The 16,429-nt window shown below is 71.7% G+C and carries 16 protein-coding genes; 15 read left to right on the top strand and 1 reads right to left on the bottom strand.

The features are described 5' to 3' along the window. The first annotated feature begins 61 nt into the window (after nt 1-61). From dapA to miaA, 15 genes are all read left to right on the top strand, one after another. A complete protein-coding gene (gene dapA / locus D7I47_RS00145) occupies nt 62-1,039 on the top strand; it encodes a 4-hydroxy-tetrahydrodipicolinate synthase (RefSeq protein WP_120761169.1) in 978 nt (325 codons plus the stop codon). Nucleotides 1,040-1,059: 20 nt separating this feature from the next. After that, nucleotides 1,060-2,736, top strand: coding sequence for a ribonuclease J (locus D7I47_RS00140; protein WP_120761168.1), 1,677 nt, complete (start codon nt 1,060-1,062; stop codon nt 2,734-2,736). 204 nt (nt 2,737-2,940) lie between these two features. After that, nucleotides 2,941-3,894, top strand: a complete 954-nt coding sequence (locus tag D7I47_RS00135; RefSeq protein WP_120761167.1) for an efflux RND transporter periplasmic adaptor subunit — start codon at nt 2,941-2,943, stop codon at nt 3,892-3,894. Nucleotides 3,895-3,896: 2 nt separating this feature from the next. Then, the gene (locus D7I47_RS00130) at nt 3,897-4,622 is read left to right on the top strand and encodes an ABC transporter ATP-binding protein (RefSeq protein ID WP_120761166.1); all 726 of its coding nucleotides are present in this window, start codon (nt 3,897-3,899) and stop codon (nt 4,620-4,622) included. Then, nucleotides 4,619-5,842, top strand: a complete 1,224-nt coding sequence (locus tag D7I47_RS00125; protein ID WP_120761165.1) for an ABC transporter permease — start codon at nt 4,619-4,621, stop codon at nt 5,840-5,842. The genes D7I47_RS00130 and D7I47_RS00125 overlap by 4 nt, the downstream gene beginning before the upstream one ends. A 55-nt stretch (nt 5,843-5,897) precedes the next feature. After that, on the top strand, nt 5,898-8,642 hold the full coding sequence (locus tag D7I47_RS00120; RefSeq protein ID WP_120761164.1) for a DNA translocase FtsK: 2,745 nt from the start codon (nt 5,898-5,900) through the stop codon (nt 8,640-8,642). A gap of 63 nt (nt 8,643-8,705) precedes the next feature. Next, nucleotides 8,706-9,299, top strand: coding sequence for a CDP-diacylglycerol--glycerol-3-phosphate 3-phosphatidyltransferase (gene pgsA / locus D7I47_RS00115; RefSeq protein ID WP_120763732.1), 594 nt, complete (start codon nt 8,706-8,708; stop codon nt 9,297-9,299). Then, on the top strand, nt 9,296-9,799 hold the full coding sequence (locus D7I47_RS00110) for a CinA family protein (RefSeq protein WP_120763731.1): 504 nt from the start codon (nt 9,296-9,298) through the stop codon (nt 9,797-9,799). Before pgsA ends, D7I47_RS00110 begins: the two co-directional genes overlap by 4 nt. A 138-nt stretch (nt 9,800-9,937) precedes the next feature. Then, a complete protein-coding gene (locus D7I47_RS00105) occupies nt 9,938-10,246 on the top strand; it encodes a helix-turn-helix domain-containing protein (RefSeq protein ID WP_120761163.1) in 309 nt (102 codons plus the stop codon). A gap of 69 nt (nt 10,247-10,315) precedes the next feature. After that, nucleotides 10,316-10,540, top strand: a complete 225-nt coding sequence (locus D7I47_RS00100; RefSeq protein WP_170154349.1) for a DUF3046 domain-containing protein — start codon at nt 10,316-10,318, stop codon at nt 10,538-10,540. 260 nt (nt 10,541-10,800) lie between these two features. Then, entirely contained in the window at nt 10,801-11,874 is a 1,074-nt protein-coding gene (gene recA, locus D7I47_RS00095; protein ID WP_120763730.1) for a recombinase RecA, read from the top strand. A gap of 13 nt (nt 11,875-11,887) precedes the next feature. Then, nucleotides 11,888-12,499 carry a regulatory protein RecX gene (locus D7I47_RS00090; RefSeq protein ID WP_120761161.1) on the top strand — a complete coding sequence of 204 codons (612 nt, stop codon included), beginning with the start codon at nt 11,888-11,890 and terminating at the stop codon, nt 12,497-12,499. Nucleotides 12,500-12,509: 10 nt separating this feature from the next. After that, on the top strand, nt 12,510-12,956 hold the full coding sequence (locus D7I47_RS00085; RefSeq protein ID WP_120761160.1) for a hypothetical protein: 447 nt from the start codon (nt 12,510-12,512) through the stop codon (nt 12,954-12,956). Nucleotides 12,957-13,012: 56 nt separating this feature from the next. After that, on the top strand, nt 13,013-14,524 hold the full coding sequence (miaB, locus tag D7I47_RS00080) for a tRNA (N6-isopentenyl adenosine(37)-C2)-methylthiotransferase MiaB (RefSeq protein ID WP_120761159.1): 1,512 nt from the start codon (nt 13,013-13,015) through the stop codon (nt 14,522-14,524). Beyond that, nucleotides 14,521-15,435 carry a tRNA (adenosine(37)-N6)-dimethylallyltransferase MiaA gene (miaA, locus tag D7I47_RS00075; protein WP_120761158.1) on the top strand — a complete coding sequence of 305 codons (915 nt, stop codon included), beginning with the start codon at nt 14,521-14,523 and terminating at the stop codon, nt 15,433-15,435. The genes miaB and miaA overlap by 4 nt, the downstream gene beginning before the upstream one ends. On the opposite strand, the gene D7I47_RS00070 is transcribed toward miaA, so the two are convergent. After that, nucleotides 15,422-16,417 (bottom strand): hypothetical protein, encoded by a 996-nt coding sequence (locus D7I47_RS00070; protein ID WP_120761157.1) that lies wholly within the window; start codon nt 16,415-16,417, stop codon nt 15,422-15,424. The genes miaA and D7I47_RS00070 overlap by 14 nt on opposite strands. Nucleotides 16,418-16,429: the final 12 nt, after the last annotated feature.

The following is a 16,429-nucleotide window of genomic DNA, read 5'->3' as shown; positions in this document are numbered from 1 at the left end:
CGCCGTCGTGCACGACGGCGGGAGCGCCGAGGCGGGGGGCGGAACCGCTAGCCTGTAGACCGTGTCGACGCCAGAGAACCCCTTCGGACAGGTGCTCGTCGCGCTCGTGACCCCGTTCACGGCCGACGGCGAGGTGGACTGGACCGACGTCGAGAAGCACATCGACCACCTCGTCACCCACGGCGCCGACGGCATCGTCGTCACGGGCACCACGGGCGAGACCTCGACGCTGACCGACCCGGAGAAGGTGCGCCTCGTCGAGGTGGCGAAGGATGTCGCCGCCGGCCGGGCGAAGGTCATCACGGGCGGCGGCTCGAACGAGACCGCCCACGCCATCGAGCTCTACAAGAAGAGCGAGAAGGCGGGCGCCGACGGCATCATGATCGTCACGCCGTACTACAACAAGCCCACCCAGGCGGGCATCCTCACCCACTTCCGCCTCGTCGCGGACGCGACCGACCTGCCGGTGATCCTCTACGACATCCCGGGGCGCACGGGCGTGCCGATCAAGTACGAGACGATCCTGCGCGCGGCGAAGCACCCCAACATCCGCGCCGTGAAGGATGCCAAGGGCGACCTCTCCGAGGTGAGCCGCGTCATGAACCAGACCGAGCTGCTCTACTTCGCGGGCGACGACGCGAACGCGCTGCCGACCCTCGCGATCGGCGGCACGGGCCTCATCGGCGTCACCGCGAACATCGCGCCCGCCCCGTATCGCACGATCGTCGACGCCGTGAACGCGAACGACCTGCGCACCGCGACCGAGGCGCACCGCGCCCTCGAGCCGCTCGTGCGGGCCACCATGACGCACGTGCCCGGCACGGTCGCGGCGAAGTACATCCTGCACGGCCTCGGCCGCATCTCGAGCCCGCGGGTGCGCCTGCCGCTCGTGGGCCCCGAGGAGTCGGAGGCCGCCCTCATCGAGGACGAGATCGCGCTCGTCAAGCACATCGACGGCGTCGACTTCAGCAACTTCCGGCCCGACCGCAACGCCGCCGCGGGTGGCGCGTTGCCGAAGGTCGCCGGCACCACACGCTAAGCACCACCGAAGGAGGCCGCATGGCCATCGACGTGTACGACCCGATCCCCCTCGAATCCGGCACCCTGCGGGTCATCCCGCTCGGCGGCGTCGGCGAGATCGGCCGCAACATGACGGTCTACGAGATCGACGGCAAGCTGCTCATCGTCGACGTGGGGGTGCTGTTCCCCGAGGAGCACCACCCGGGCGTCGACCTGATCCTGCCCGATTTCGCCCCCATCCGGGACCGCCTGGACGACGTGCTCGGCGTCGTGCTGACCCACGGTCACGAGGACCACATCGGCGCCGTGCCGTACCTGTTGAAGCTGCGTCAGGACATCCCGCTCTACGGCTCGCGGCTCACCCTCGCGCTCGTCGAGGCGAAGCTCAAAGAGCACCGGATCACGCCCGTCATGAACGTCGTGGCGGAGGGCGGTCGCACGGTGCTCGGCCCGTTCACGCTCGAGTACGTGTCGGTCAACCACTCGATCCCGGATGCGCTCGCCGTCGTCGTGCGCACGGCGGCCGGTCTCGTGCTGCACACGGGCGACTTCAAGATGGACCAGCTGCCGCTCGACGGCCGCATCACCGACCTGCGCGCCTTCGCCCGCCTCGGCGAGGAGGGCGTCGACCTGTTCCTGCCCGACTCGACGAACGCCGACGTGCCGGGCTTCACGGCGCTCGAACGCGAGATCGGGCCCGTCATCGAACGCGTCATCGCGAAGGCGCGCAAGCGCGTCATCGTGGCGAGCTTCTCGAGCCACGTGCACCGGGTGCAGCAGGTGCTGGAGGCGGCCGCCGCGAACGAGCGCGTCGTCGCGCTCGTGGGGCGCTCGATGGTGCGCAACATGGGCATCGCCGCCGACCTCGGCTACCTCAAGGTCCCGGAGGGCGTGCTCGTCGACCTGAAGACGGCGCTCGAGCTGCCGGACGACCGCGTCGTGTTCATGAGCACGGGGTCGCAGGGCGAGCCGATGGCGGTGCTCGCCCGGATGGCGAACAACGACCACCGCATCGAGGTGGGCCAGGGCGACACGGTCATCCTCGCATCGAGCCTCATCCCGGGCAACGAAAACGCGGTCTACCGCGTCATCAACGGGCTCACTAAGCTCGGCGCGAACGTCGTGCACAAGGCGAACGCGCGCGTGCACGTCTCGGGCCACGCCGCCGCGGGGGAGCTGCTCTACTGCTACAACATCCTGCGGCCGAGGAACGTGTTCCCGGTGCACGGCGAGTACCGCCAGCTCACCGCCTCCGCCGAGCTCGCGATCGAGACGGGCGTGCCGCGCGAGGCGACGATCGTGGGCGAGAACGGCGTCGTCATCGACCTCAAGGGCGGCATCGCCCGGGTGGTCGGCCAGCTCGACGTGGGCTACGTGTACGTCGACGGCTCGACCGTGGGCGAGATCACGGATGCCGACCTCAAGGACCGTCGCATCCTCGCCGAGGAGGGCTTCATCTCGATCTTCGTCGCGGTCGACCGCCAGACCGGTCGCGCGATCGTCGGCCCCGAGATCCAGGCGCGCGGCTTCGCCGAGGACGAGGCGGTGTTCGACGACGTGCGCCCGCAGATCGTGGCGGCGCTCGCCGAGGCGGCCCGCAACGGGGTCACCGACCAGCACGGCTACAGCCAGGCGGTGCGGCGCACGGTGGGCCGCTGGGTCAACACCCAGCACCGCCGGCGCCCCATGATCATCCCCGTCGTCATCGAGGCCTGACCCGGCGCGGCGCCCGACTCAGGGGCATCCCCGAGTCGCCCCCGAATCCTCCCCGAGGATGACGGTCCGACACTGGCCCGTGCCCTAGCGTCGAGGTGAGCGACGCTCGACCGCCACCGAATGTTGGGATGCGGTCTCCCCGCGTCGCTGCTTGGCTCGATCCGAGTGCGCCGCGCGGCGCACCGCACGACGACAGGAGGCCGCGTGGGCATCGCACGCCGCTGGGTGTTCCCGATCATCTGGATGGTCATCTTCGGCCTCATCGCCGCGGCTCTCGTGAAGGTCGCGTTCTTCGCGGACGAGACCGTCGAGAGCACCCCCGAGGTGCCGACGGGCATGATCACCGAACCGACGGTCATCGTCTCGACGGGCGCCATCCACAACGACGTCACGATCGACGGCACGGTCGCCGCGGATGCCGCGGTGCCGGCCCGCGCGGCGATCTCCGGCGAGGTGCGCAAGGTGTCCGCGACGGCGGGGCAGTGGGTGGAGGCGGGCGCCGAGCTCGCCCAGCTGCGCGGCATGAACGACGACGGCACCACGAAGTGGTCGATCGTGAAGGCGCCGATCGCCGGCACGCTCACCACGTTCACCCTGCTCGTGGGGCAGCAGGTGGGCCTCGGCGACGCCGTCGCGCAGCTCGCCCCGGCGAGCTTCAGCGTGACCGCGAGCCTCGCGCCCGAGCAGCAGCTTCGGCTCACCACCCAGCCCACCGAGGCCCAGGTGACGATCACGGGCGGGCCCGCGCCGTTCACCTGCACCGGCCTCACGATCACCGCGGCGGCGGCGCCCACGGCCGACGAGGGCGGCGCGGGCGGCACGGGCGGCGGCTCGGCCGTCGCGACGGTGCGCTGCGCGGTGCCGGCCGACGTCCGCGTCTTCGCGGGCCTCGCGGCGAAGCTGACGCTCGCCGGGGGCGTCGCCGACAACGTGCTCGTCATCCCGACCACGGCCGTCGAGGGGGGCAGCGGCTCGGGCATCGTCTACCTGCCGGCGGTCGACGGCGAGTCGGAGCAGCGCGAGGTGACGCTCGGCATCTCCGACGGCTCGCAGGTGGAGGTCACCGGCGGGCTCGCCGAGGGCGACGAGATCCTGCAGTTCGTGCCCGGCGCGCTCGCCGATCCCGACCAGGGCATGGTCGTCGGATTCGGGGGCTGAGCGTGAGCTTCCTCCGGCTCGAGCAGGTCACCCGCTCGGTCGAGTTGCCGGACGGCTCGCGGCTCGACATCCTGCGCGGCATCGACCTCGAGGTCGCGGTGGGAGACCACGTGAGCATCGTCGGCCGCTCCGGCAGCGGCAAGTCGACGCTGCTCAACATCCTGGGTCTCATCGACACCCCGACGAGCGGCAGCCTCGAGTTCGACGGGGTGCCGCTCGAGAAGCTCCGGATGGGCGCGCGCGATCGCCGGCGGGGCCGGGACATCGGGTTCATCTTCCAGCAGTTCAACCTGCTGCCGCGGCGGACGGCGCTCGAGAACGTCTCGACGCCCCTGCTCTACGCGAGCGGCAGGCAGTTCTGGCGCCGCGAGCGGCTCGCCACCGAGATGCTCGAGCGGGTGGGGCTCGGCGCGCGCATCCACTCGACCCCCGACCAGCTCTCCGGCGGCGAGCAGCAGCGCGTCGCCATCGCGCGCGCCCTCGTGCGCGGTCCGCGCCTCATCCTCGCCGACGAACCCACCGGGGCCCTCGACGTCGAGACCGGCGCCCAGGTGATGGGGCTGCTCGACGAGGTCGCCGAGTCGACCGGCGCCGCCCTCATCACGATCACCCACGACCCCAACATCGCGCTCCTCGCGCGGCGCCACTTCCGCCTCGACAAGGGCGTGCTCTCACCCGCCGACGACGCGACGGCCGGGCTCGCGGAGTTCGTGGAGGTGGCCGGATGAGCATGATCGTCGGCTCGATCGTCGAGGCGTGGTCGGAGCTGCGCGTGCACCGCACGCGCGTGCTGCTGAGCCTCATCGGCGTGGGCGTCGCGGTCGCCGCGCTCACCGTCGTCGTCGCGGGCGGCGCGATCGCGACGCAGGTGCAGACCGAGCAGTCCGAACGCTGGAGCGGTCGCCCCGCGACGTACCAGCTGAACGCCTACAACATGACGACGGGGCAGAACCCGACGGCCGCGCAGCTCGCGCCGGTCGTCGAGGAGGCCTCCGAGCGCTACGGCATCCACTACGTCTCCCGCTCGACGGGCGACAGCATCCAGGTGCAGTTCGCCGACGGCGTCTACGGGGTCTCGGTCACCGTCGTCGATCAGCCCTACGCGGCGATCCACCGGCTGCGGCTCATGGAGGGGGAGTGGTTCACCGACCGCGACGCCACGCGGCTCGCGCCGGCCATCATCGTCTCGAGCGACCTGTGGAACCACATCGGCGCCCCGGATCTGCGCACCCACCCCACGCTCGAGGCGGTCACGGCCGAGCGCAACGTCGTGCTCGTCGTGACGGGGGTCTACGAGTCGTCGCCGGGCGCCCAGGGCGGCGACATGTCGGCCTTCATGCTCACCGCGCCGTTCGACGCGGCGCGCGTGTCGACGGTCCCCGCGGACCAGCGCTACAGCCAGGTCGAGTTCTGGCTGCCGCTCGAGACCTCCGACGAGCTCAGCGCGCGGATCTCGACCGAGATCTCCGCGGCGCTCGGCGAGGGCTGGCAGGCCGACATGTGGCGCAGCGACTACCTCGCCTACTCGGACCAGGACCCGCTGCTGGTCCTCAAGCTCGCGGTCGGCGGGGTCGCCGTGCTCGTGCTGCTGCTCGGCGCGCTGGGGCTCGTCAACATCGCCCTCGTGACGGTGCGGTACCGCATCCGCGAGATCGGCATCCGGCGCAGTTTCGGCGCGACGGCGGGGCGGGTGTTCTTCTCGGTCATGATGGAGTCGGTCGTGGCGACGGCGGTCGCGGGCGGGGTGGGCGTGCTCATCGCGGTCGCGGCCATCAAGAACCCGTGGGTCACCGCGTGGCTCGACGACTACCTGCAGGATGTGCCTGCCTTCCCCGTGGAGGCGGCCGTCGTCGGACTCGTCGCGGCGACCGCGGTGGGGGCGCTCGCGGGCCTCCTGCCCGCCCTCGTCGCCGTGCGGGTCAAGGTCATCGACGCGCTGAGGCTGTAGGGGCGCACGAGTGTCGCTCCCGGGAGGCGTCGGTCCCCGCGGATACCGTGAGGGCATGGCCACGAGCACCCGGTCGACCTCGTCGCGCGCCCGCACGAGCAGCAGCGGTTCGCGCAGCTCGTCGTCGCGCTCGTCGTCGCGGGGTCCGCAGGGCACCAAGAAGCTGCCGACGCAGCCCGCGCAGAAGCCGGGGCTGCTGACCGCCGCCTGGATGGGCCTCGCCCACGTGGTGGGGGGTGCCGCGCGCCTCTTCGGCAAGGAGGGGCTCGCCAAGGAGGAGCGCCGCGACGGCGTGCCGTTCCTGTTCTTCCTGCTCGCGATCGGCACGGCCGTCGTCGAGTGGTTCGCGCCCGCGAGCGACGTGGCCCGGGCGCTCGACAACTTCGGGTTCGGGGGGCTCCTCGGCCGCGTCGCGTTCGCCCTGCCGGTGATCCTCGTCGTGCTCGCCGTGTGGCTCTTCCGGCATCCCTCGAGCGTGCACGACAACGGGCGCATCGGCGTCGGCCTCGTGCTGCTCATCACGAGCCTCGCGGCGCTGTGCCAGGTGTTCGGCGGGCTGCCCGCCCCCTCGGACGGCGCGGCAGCGCTCGCCGCGGGCGGCGGCATCGTGGGCTGGGTCGTCACCTGGCCGCTCGTCACGATCGAACTCGCCTGGCTCGCCGCGGTGCTCGCCTTCGGCGTGCTCGGACTCTCGCTCTTCATCCTCACCAAGACCCCGCCGAACCGCATCGGGCACCGCCTCCGCGAGCTCTACGCGTACCTCTTCGGCGCCGAGCTGCCGGAGCCCGCGGCGAAGCCCGCCGCCGAGAAGGGCGGTCGCGGCGACACCCAGACGGTCGCCTTCGGCACGATCTCCGACCTGGGCTTCGAGCCGGAGGATCCGGAGTCGATGCCGTGGTGGCGTCGCGGCAAGCGCAAGGACGAGGCGCCCGCCTTCGACACCCCCGTGCTCGGCCGCGAGCTCGAGACCGAGATCGTCGATCCCGCGCCCGACTTCGGCGTCGAGCTGCTCGAGGAGCTCGTGCGCGCCGAGGATGCCGTCAAGCGCTTCACGGGCGAGGTCGACACCGGGGCGACGGCGTTGCGCGACGACGGCGGCCTGCTGCCCGGGTTCTCCGACTCGGCGAGCGGCAAGGGCGCGGCGGGCGAGTTCGCCGACGCCCCGGCATCCGCCGCGACCCCGCGCCCCGCGAGCGCGAAGCGCCCGTACCGGCTGCCCGCGGCATCCCTGCTCGCCCCGGGCACGCCGCCCAAGGCCCGCACGGCCGCGAACGACGAGATCATCGCGGCGATCACGAGCGTGCTCGGCCAGTTCCAGGTCGACGCGAAGGTCACGGGCTTCACGCGCGGGCCCTCGGTGACCCGCTACGAGATCGAGCTCGGGCACGGCGTCAAGGTCGAGCGGGTCACCGCCCTCAGCCGCAACCTCTCCTACGCGGTCGCCTCCAACGAGGTGAACATCCTCTCGCCCATCCCCGGCAAGAGCGCGATCGGCGTCGAGATCCCCAACCGCGATCGCGAGATCGTCTCGCTCGGCGACGTGCTGCGCTCGGGCTCGGCCGCGAAGAGCAACCACCCCCTCACGATCGGCCTCGGCAAGGACGTCGAGGGCGGCTTCGTCGTCGCGAACCTCGCCAAGATGCCGCACCTGCTCGTCGCCGGCTCTACCGGCTCCGGCAAGTCGAGCTTCATCAACTCGATGATCACCTCGGTGCTCATGCGCGCCAAGCCCGCCGAGGTGCGGATGGTGCTCGTCGACCCGAAGCGCGTCGAGCTCGCCGCCTATCAGGGCGTCCCGCACCTCATCACGCCCATCATCACGAACCCCAAGAAGGCCGCCGAGGCGTTGCAGTGGGTCGTGAAGGAGATGGACATGCGCTACGACGACCTCGCGTCGTTCGGCTTCCGTCACATCGACGACTTCAACCGCGCCGTCCTGGCGGACGAGATCGTGCTGCCCGCCGGCTCCGAGCGCGTGCTGCAGCCGTACCCCTACCTGCTCGTCGTGGTCGACGAGCTCGCCGACCTCATGATGGTCGCCCCGCGCGACGTCGAGGACTCGATCGTGCGCATCACGCAGCTCGCGCGCGCCTCCGGCATCCACCTCGTACTCGCGACCCAGCGGCCCTCGGTCGACGTCGTCACGGGCCTCATCAAGGCCAACGTGCCCTCGCGTCTCGCCTTCGCGGTCTCGAGCATGACCGACAGCCGCGTCATCCTCGACCAGCCCGGCGCCGACAAGCTCATCGGCCAGGGCGACGGCCTCTTCCTGCCGATGGGCGCCTCGAAGGCGATCCGCGTGCAGGGCGCCTGGGTCACCGAGGACGAGATCCACGCCGTCGTCAAGCACGTCACCGAGCAGGCCCGCCCCGAGTACCGTCAGGACGTCGCGGCGGTCGTCGAGAAGAAGGAGGTCGACGCCGACATCGGCGACGACCTCGAGCTGCTCGTCGAGGCGGCGACGCTCATCGTCAACACCCAGTTCGGTTCCACGTCGATGCTGCAGCGCAAGCTCCGCGTCGGCTTCGCGAAGGCCGGACGCCTCATGGACCTGCTCGAGTCGCGCGAGATCGTCGGCCCCTCCGAGGGCTCCAAGGCGCGCGACGTGCTCGTCACCCCCGATCAGCTGCCGGGCGTGATCGCGCGACTCCGCGGCGAGGACGGCCCCACCGCGGCGGATGCCGGGGGCGCCGGACCGGACGGCTACGGCCCCGACGCCGTCGAGGCGCAGTTCGACGGCTATCCTGTCGAGGAGGGCTCCTCGGACGAGGACGCCTGGGGGTTGACCGGCAGGGAGTAGGACGTGGCCGTCTCGGAACCGGAGCCCGACATCGCCGGCGATGACGAGGTCCGCGTGAACCCCATGCGCGGCCGTGTCGTGAGCGCGGGGGAGACCCCCGCCAGCATGGGCAACATCGCCAACATCATCACGGTCGTGCGCATCCTGCTCGCGCCGGTGTTCGTGTGGCTCATGGTGCTCGACGGCGGGGAGCTGGGCGTCTGGCGCTGGGTCGCGGCGGCGCTGTTCATCCTCTCGATCACGACCGACTCGGTCGACGGCTTCCTCGCCCGCAGCCGCAACCTCGTGACCGACTTCGGCAAGCTCGTCGATCCGATCGCCGACAAGATCCTCGTCGGGGCGGCGCTCGTGGCGCTGTCGCTGCTCGGCGAGCTGTGGTGGTGGGTGACGATCGTCATCCTCGTGCGCGAGTTCGGCATCACGATCTTCCGCTTCCTCATGCTGCGCGACCACGTGATCGCGGCGGGCTTCCTCGGCAAGCTCAAGACGGTCGTGCAGGCCGTCGCCGTCTCCTTCGCCCTCACGCCGCTGTGGACGGTGCTCGGCGACTGGGTGCTCTGGGTGAACTGGACGCTCATGGCCGCAGCCCTCGTGCTCACCGTGGTGAGCGGGGCGCAGTACCTGTGGGCGGCCTGGCGGGTGAGCCGGACCCGATGAGCGTGCGGCCGCTCGCAGTGCGCATCGTGGAGGCGCTCACGGCGCGCGGCGAACGCCTCGCCGTCGCGGAGTCGCTCACGGGCGGGATGCTGACCGCCGCCCTCGTCGACGTGCCGGGCGCCTCGGCCGTGCTCTCGGGCGGCGTGGTCGCCTACGCGACCCCGCTCAAGGCGCAGCTGCTCGGCGTGGACGCGGGACTGCTCGCCGAACGCGGTCCCGTGGATGCCGAGGTCGCCCGTCAGATGGCCGCGGGAGTGCGCGAGCGGCTCGCGATCGACGGGCGATCGGCCGAGTACGGTCTCTCGACGACGGGGGTCGCGGGGCCCGACCCGCAGGACGGCCACCCGCCCGGCACCGTCTGGATCGGCGTCTCGTCGGCGGCCGGAGAGGCCGCATCCGGCCTGCTCGTCGTGGGCGACCGGGCCGCGGTGCGGGAGGCGAGCGTCGACGCGGCGCTCGGTTCGCTCGCGGCGGCGCTCGGACTCGAGGTCGCGGAATAGACGCGGTTTCGATCTCGTTACATGTGGTGACTTCACGGCGTCATCCAAGCGAGCAGGATTTAGAGTTTCTGCAACGAAGCGGGTAGCCTAGGCCACCCGATCCGCACCCGTCGGTCACTTGTAGAGGAGGAACACCACATGGTTCTGGTCCGTCAGGAACTCGGCGATGTCCTCCGCGACTTCCGTCTCCGGAAGGCGATGACCCTGCGCCAGGTCGCGGGGCGCGCGAGCGTGGCACTCGGCTACCTGAGCGAGGTGGAGCGCGGCCAGAAGGAGGCCAGCTCCGAGATCCTCGCCTCCGTCGCCGAGGCGCTCGACATCCCCATCTCCGTCATCATGCGAGAGGTCGGCGACCGTCTCGCGGTGCTCGAGGGCGTGAGCTCCGTGCCCGACACCCTCCCCGACGAGCTCGTCGCGGAGTTCGACGCGGATCTCGCGATCCGCTGATCGTTCCCACGTCACGACGCCCCGGCCCCGCGGCCGGGGCGTCGTCGTGTGTCGGCTAGCGTGGGCGGGATGAAGGCGAGCGAGTTCCAGCGCGCGGTCGACGGCGAGTTCGGCCCGGGCTTCGCGCGTGTCCTCGTGCGCGACACCGTGCTCGTCGAGCTCGGCAACCGCACCCCCGCGGCCGCGCTCGCGGACGGCGTCCCCGCCGGCGAGGTGTGGATCGCGCTGTGCCGCGCACAGGACGTGCCGCGTGAACGCTGGCACGGCGCGGGCCTCCCACAGCCGAAGCGCTGAGTTCCGGCGCGCGACACGCCGCGTCGTTCTCGAACATCGGTTCGAATCCGGATAGTCTCCTCCACAGGATCCGTCGAAGGGCAATCGTCGACAGTTCCGCCCCTCGACCGACCGCGATGTCGGACGGCGGGCGTAACGTCGCCGCTGTCCTCCCCGGAGACGACAGCCCTGTCGCAAGGGCGCGAACCCTGCACCACCGGTTCGCGCAGGGACGGCAGCCGATGGGCGCATGGAACACGACACAGAAGGAGACCGGGCACATGCCTACACCTGCAGACCGCGAGAAGGCCCTCGAGACCGCCCTCGCCCAGATCGACCGCCAGTTCGGCAAGGGAACCGTCATGCGCCTCGGCAGCGACGAACGCGCCCCCGTCGCCGTCATCCCCACGGGTTCCATCGCGCTCGACGTGGCGCTCGGCATCGGCGGGCTCCCGCGCGGCCGCATCGTCGAGATCTACGGCCCGGAGTCCTCCGGCAAGACCACGCTCACGCTCCACGCGATCGCCAACGCCCAGCGGGCGGGCGGCATCGCCGCGTTCATCGACGCCGAGCACGCGCTCGACCCCGAGTACGCCAAGAAGCTCGGCGTCGACATCGACGCGCTCCTCGTCTCGCAGCCCGACACGGGCGAGCAGGCCCTCGAGATCGCCGACATGCTCGTGCGCTCCGGGTCGATCGACCTCATCGTCGTCGACTCCGTCGCGGCGCTCGTGCCGCGCGCCGAGATCGAGGGCGAGATGGGCGACAGCCACGTGGGCCTCCAGGCGCGCCTCATGTCGCAGGCGCTCCGCAAGCTCACGGGTGGGCTCAACCAGACCCAGACCACGATGATCTTCATCAACCAGCTGCGCGAGAAGATCGGCGTGTTCTTCGGCAGCCCCGAGACCACCGCGGGCGGCAAGGCGCTCAAGTTCTACGCCTCCGTGCGCCTCGACATCCGCCGCATCGAGACCCTCAAGGACGGCGCCGAGGCGGTCGGCAACCGCACGCGCGTCAAGGTCGTCAAGAACAAGATGGCGCCGCCCTTCAAGCAGGCCGAGTTCGACATCCTGTACGGCGTCGGCATCTCGCGCGAGGGCAGCCTCATCGACTACGGCGTCGAGCACAACATCGTCAAGAAGTCGGGCGCGTGGTACACCTACGACGGCGACCAGCTCGGCCAGGGCAAGGAGAACGCGCGCAACTTCCTGCTCGAGCACCCCGAGATCGCGGACGAGATCGAGCAGAAGATCCTCGTGCAGCTCGGCATCGGCGCGGCGGCGAAGGCCGCACAGGCCGCGAACGTCGACTCGCTGGAAGACAAGCTCGCCGCCCGCAAGGCGTCGGGGGAGTAGACCGGAGGTTCCGATGGCCGACACCGACGACCGCCTCGCGCCCGTGAGCTACCTGTTCGGGGCGTCCGGTGAGCCCGCCTGGAACGACGCGTGGGGCGACGACGTGGACGACTCCTGTGCACGGTTGACCGACGCCGAGACCGAGCGGATCTCGATGAAGGCCCTCGGGCGACGGTCCCTGTCGCGTCGCGAGCTCGAGCGCGTGCTGCGCGACGGGGGAGTCGACGACGAGGGCATCGCGCGCGAGTGCGATCGGCTGGCGCGCGTCGGGCTGCTCGACGACGCCGCCCTCGCTCAGACGCTCGTCGCGAGCCTGCAGGAGCGCAAGGGCCTCGGCCGCACCGCGATCGCGGCCGAGCTCGCGCGTCGGCTGTTCGCGCCGGCGGCGATCGAGTACGCGCTCGAACTCGTCGACAGCGGCGACGAGCTCGCCCGGGCACACGAGGCGGCGCGCAAGCGCGCCGCCCAGCTGGGCGGGCTCGACCACGACACGGCGGCGCGTCGGCTGAGCGGCTACCTCGCCCGGCGCGGCTACTCGGGCAGCACGGTCCGTGCGGCGGTCGAGCACGCGCTTCCGCGCGACCGTGCGGCGCGGGCCGGCACCTCGACCGTGCGGTTCAGCTAGTCTCCCCGTCATGACCACCACCACGACCTCCCCGCGTTCCCGTTCGCTCGTCGCCCTCCTGGCGACCCTGCTGCTCGCCGTCGCCCTCGCCGGCTGCAGTCTCATCCCCTCGCTCCCCACGGGCGGCGGTGGCACCGACACCGGCACGAACGGCGGCTCGGACGACGGCGGCGAATCGGAGCTCGTCGGCACCACGTGGTCGGGCACCGACTCGGACGGCGACACCTGGACGCTCGAGTTCCAGGAGGACGGCACGGTGGGGCTCACCTACGACGGCAACTCCTTCGACGACGGCACCGACACCTGGTCCGAGTCGGGCGGCACGCTCACCGTGCACATCGAGTTCTCCGACGGGCCCGTCGAGCTCACGGGCGCGTTCCTCGGCCTCGATCAGCCGATCGAGACGCAGGGCAGCTACACGGGCGGAAGCTTCACGCTCACGCTCACGCGCGACTGATCCACCGTCGGCACCGTCCGGATCGCCGGACGGTGCCGACGTAGACTGTCGGCACCATGACGCTGCTCGACGCCGACCACGCAACCCGGTCGCAGGATGCCCCGCGCACCTACGAGGTGCGCACCTTCGGCTGCCAGATGAACGTGCACGACTCGGAGCGGCTGTCCGGCTCGCTCGAGTCGGCGGGCTACGTGCGCGCCACCGACGGCGAGGCCGACGTCGTCGTCATCAACACCTGCGCCGTGCGCGAGAACGCCGACAACAAGCTCTACGGCACCCTCGGACACCTCGCGAGCGCCAAGCGCAGCCACGAGGGCATGCAGATCGCCGTCGGCGGCTGCCTCGCCCAGAAGGACAAGAACGTCATCCTCGAGAAGGCGCCCTGGGTCGACGTCGTGTTCGGCACCCACAACATGGGCTCCCTCCCCGCGCTGCTCGAGCGCGCGCGCCACAACGGCGAGGCGCAGCTCGAGATCCTCGAGGCGCTCGAGGTGTTCCCCTCGACCCTGCCGACCCGTCGCGAGAACACCTACTCGGGCTGGGTGTCGATCTCGGTCGGCTGCAACAACACCTGCACCTTCTGCATCGTGCCGTCGCTGCGCGGCAAGGAGAAGGACCGCCGACCGGGCGAGATCCTCGCCGAGATCGAGGCGCTCGTCGCAGACGGAGCCATCGAGGTGACGCTGCTCGGCCAGAACGTCAACTCCTACGGCGTCGAGTTCGGCGATCGGCAGGCCTTCGGCAAGCTGCTGCGTGCGGCGGGCGAGATCGAGGGCCTCGAGCGCGTGCGCTTCACGAGCCCCCACCCGGCCGCCTTCACCGACGACGTCATCGACGCCATGGCCGAGACCGCGAACGTCATGCCGCAGCTGCACATGCCGCTGCAGTCCGGCTCCGACCGCATCCTCAAGGCCATGCGGCGCTCCTACCGCTCGGAGCGGTTCCTCGGCATCCTCGACCGGGTGCGCGACCGCATCCCGCACGCCGCGATCTCGACCGACATCATCGTCGGGTTCCCGGGCGAGACCGAGGAGGACTTCGCCGAGACCCTGCGGGTCGTGGAGCAGGCCCGCTTCGCCTCCGCCTTCACCTTCCAGTACTCGATCCGCCCCGGCACCCCCGCGGCCACGCTGCCCGATCAGCTGCCCAAGGCGGTCGTGCAGGAGCGCTACGAGCGCCTCATCGCGCTGCAGGAGCGCGTCTCGGGCGAGGAGGCGCGGAAGCTCGTCGGCACCCCGGTCGAGGTGCTCGTCGCGAGCGGCGAGGGCCGTCGCGACGACGAGACCCGCCGGCTCTCCGGGCGCGCGGAGGACAACCGGCTCGTGCACTTCGACGTGCCGGAGGGCGGTGCGGTGCCGCGGCCCGGCGACGTCGTGAGCGTCGTCGTCACGCGTGCGACTCCGCACTTCCTCATCGCCGCGCCCGCGGGCGAGACCCTGCCGATCCGCCGCACGCGTGCGGGCGATGCGTGGGACCGCGCGGAGGCCGAATCGTGCGCCGTGCCGGCGCCGACCGCCGGTGGCGCCCGCGCGGTCAACCTCGGGCTGCCGGGACTGCGTCCCGCGTGACCGGGCTCGTCGCCGTCGTCGGCGCGACGGGCACCGGCAAGTCGGAGCTGTCGCTCGACCTCGCCGAGCGGCTCAGCGCATCCGGAACCCCCGCCGAGATCGTCAACGCGGACGCCATGCAGCTGTACCGCGGCATGGACATCGGCACCGCGAAGCTGCCGCTCGCTGAGCGCCGCGGCATCCCGCACCACCTGCTCGACGTGCTCGAGCCGGCCGAGGAGGCGAGCGTTGCGCGCTACCAGACCGAGGCGCGGGCGGTCATCGACGAGATCCTCGAGCGCGGAGCGGTGCCGATCCTGGTGGGCGGCAGCGGGCTCTACGTCTCGAGCGTCGTCTACGACTTCCGCTTTCCCGGCACGGACGACGCCATCCGGGTACGTCTCGAGGACGAGCTGACGTCGCACGGACCGGGGGCGCTGTTCGAGCGGCTGCGGATGCGCGACCCCCAGGCCGCCGCCGCCATCGGCCCCCACAACGGCCGCCGCATCGTGCGGGCGCTCGAGGTGATCGAGCTCACGGGCGAACCCTTCGGTGCGGGACTTCCGGAGGAGTCGGGCACTTGGCGCCCGACCGTGACGATCGGCCTGCGCCTCGCGCGCGAGCGGCTCGTGCCGCGCCTCGACGCACGGGTCGAGCGGATGTGGCGCGACGGTCTCCTGGACGAGGTCGCGCGCCTGCGCCCCGCCGGACTCGGCACGACCGCGTCGCGGGCGATCGGCTACGCGCAGGCGCTGCGCCGGCTCGACGGCGAACTCGTCGAAGCCGCGGCGATCGCGGAGACGCAGGCGCTCACCCGTCGCTATGCGCGGCGGCAGGTGTCGTGGTTCGGGCGCTCCCGCGAGACGGTGTGGCTCGACGCCGACGATCCCGCGCGTGCCGACGCGGCGCTCGACGCGGTCAGCTCGCGCTGAGGGCGCGCTCCCGCTGCCACGCGGCCCCGAGGGCGACCGCGCCCACGACGCCGTAGTGGTCCATGGCGGCCTCGATGCGTCGGCGGCCCGTACGGGAGGAGATCCCGACCGCGTGGGACGCCGCCTCCAGGGTCGCCCCGTCGACCATGAGCGCGAGGACCGCATCCCACGGGTGCGCGGTGGGTGCGAGCGTCGCCGCCTGGGCCCACCACGTGTCGTACAGCCCCTGCATGAGCGACACGACGGCTTCGTCGCGCAGCAGGAGGGCGCTCGTGGGCCACGGGTCGCCCCAGCGCAGGGGGAGCCCCACCGCCTCGTCGGTGAGCCAGAACCAGCTCGGCGGCGTGCGCATGGCGCGGAACTCGACGCCGGATGCGCGGGCCGCCTCGAGCATGGGTCGCGACTCCGGTCGGGTCATGTCGGCGAGCGAGAGGATGGCGCGCACCTGCATCTCGGCCTCGCCGAGCGTGTCGCGCCATGCGTCGCTGAGCGGGGAGTCGGGGACGAGCACGGGGCGGGCATCCGGCATCATGCACGCCGAGCGCCGCTCGTGCTGCTGCAGGATCAGGCTGCGCCAGAGGTCGTGGGCGGCGCCGGGGCCGTGGAAGAGCTCCCTGCCGCCGCCGGTGCCGTCCGGGGAGCCGACGAGGTCGCTCGTGATGAGCCCGGGCAGGGCGGTCAGCAGCGTGTCGACCTCGGCGAGGCTCGTCGTCAGCGCGTGTGCGGCATCCCCGAGGACGCGGGCGCTGAGTGCGGCGACGGTCTGCGCGGGTGGGCGGTATCCGATGTCGTCGCCGCGGAGCGCGAGGAGGTCGAGTTCGACGAGGACGGCGAGCCGGTCGCGAAGCTCGGCGGGGGTCGCCCGCGCGAGGATCGCGAGCTCGGTCACGGTGGTGGGGCGCGCACGCAGCGCCATCGCGAGCAGTTCGAGCGAGGCGTGCGCGAGGGGCGGATGCGGCTCCGCATGACCGATTTGTGACATGTCTGCAATGAG

The organism is Protaetiibacter intestinalis (genome assembly GCF_003627075.1).
Taxonomy (GTDB): Bacteria; Actinomycetota; Actinomycetes; order Actinomycetales; family Microbacteriaceae; genus Homoserinibacter; species Homoserinibacter intestinalis.
Note: the sequence above shows the minus strand (reverse complement) of the source record. Positions and strands in the feature narration are given on the sequence as shown.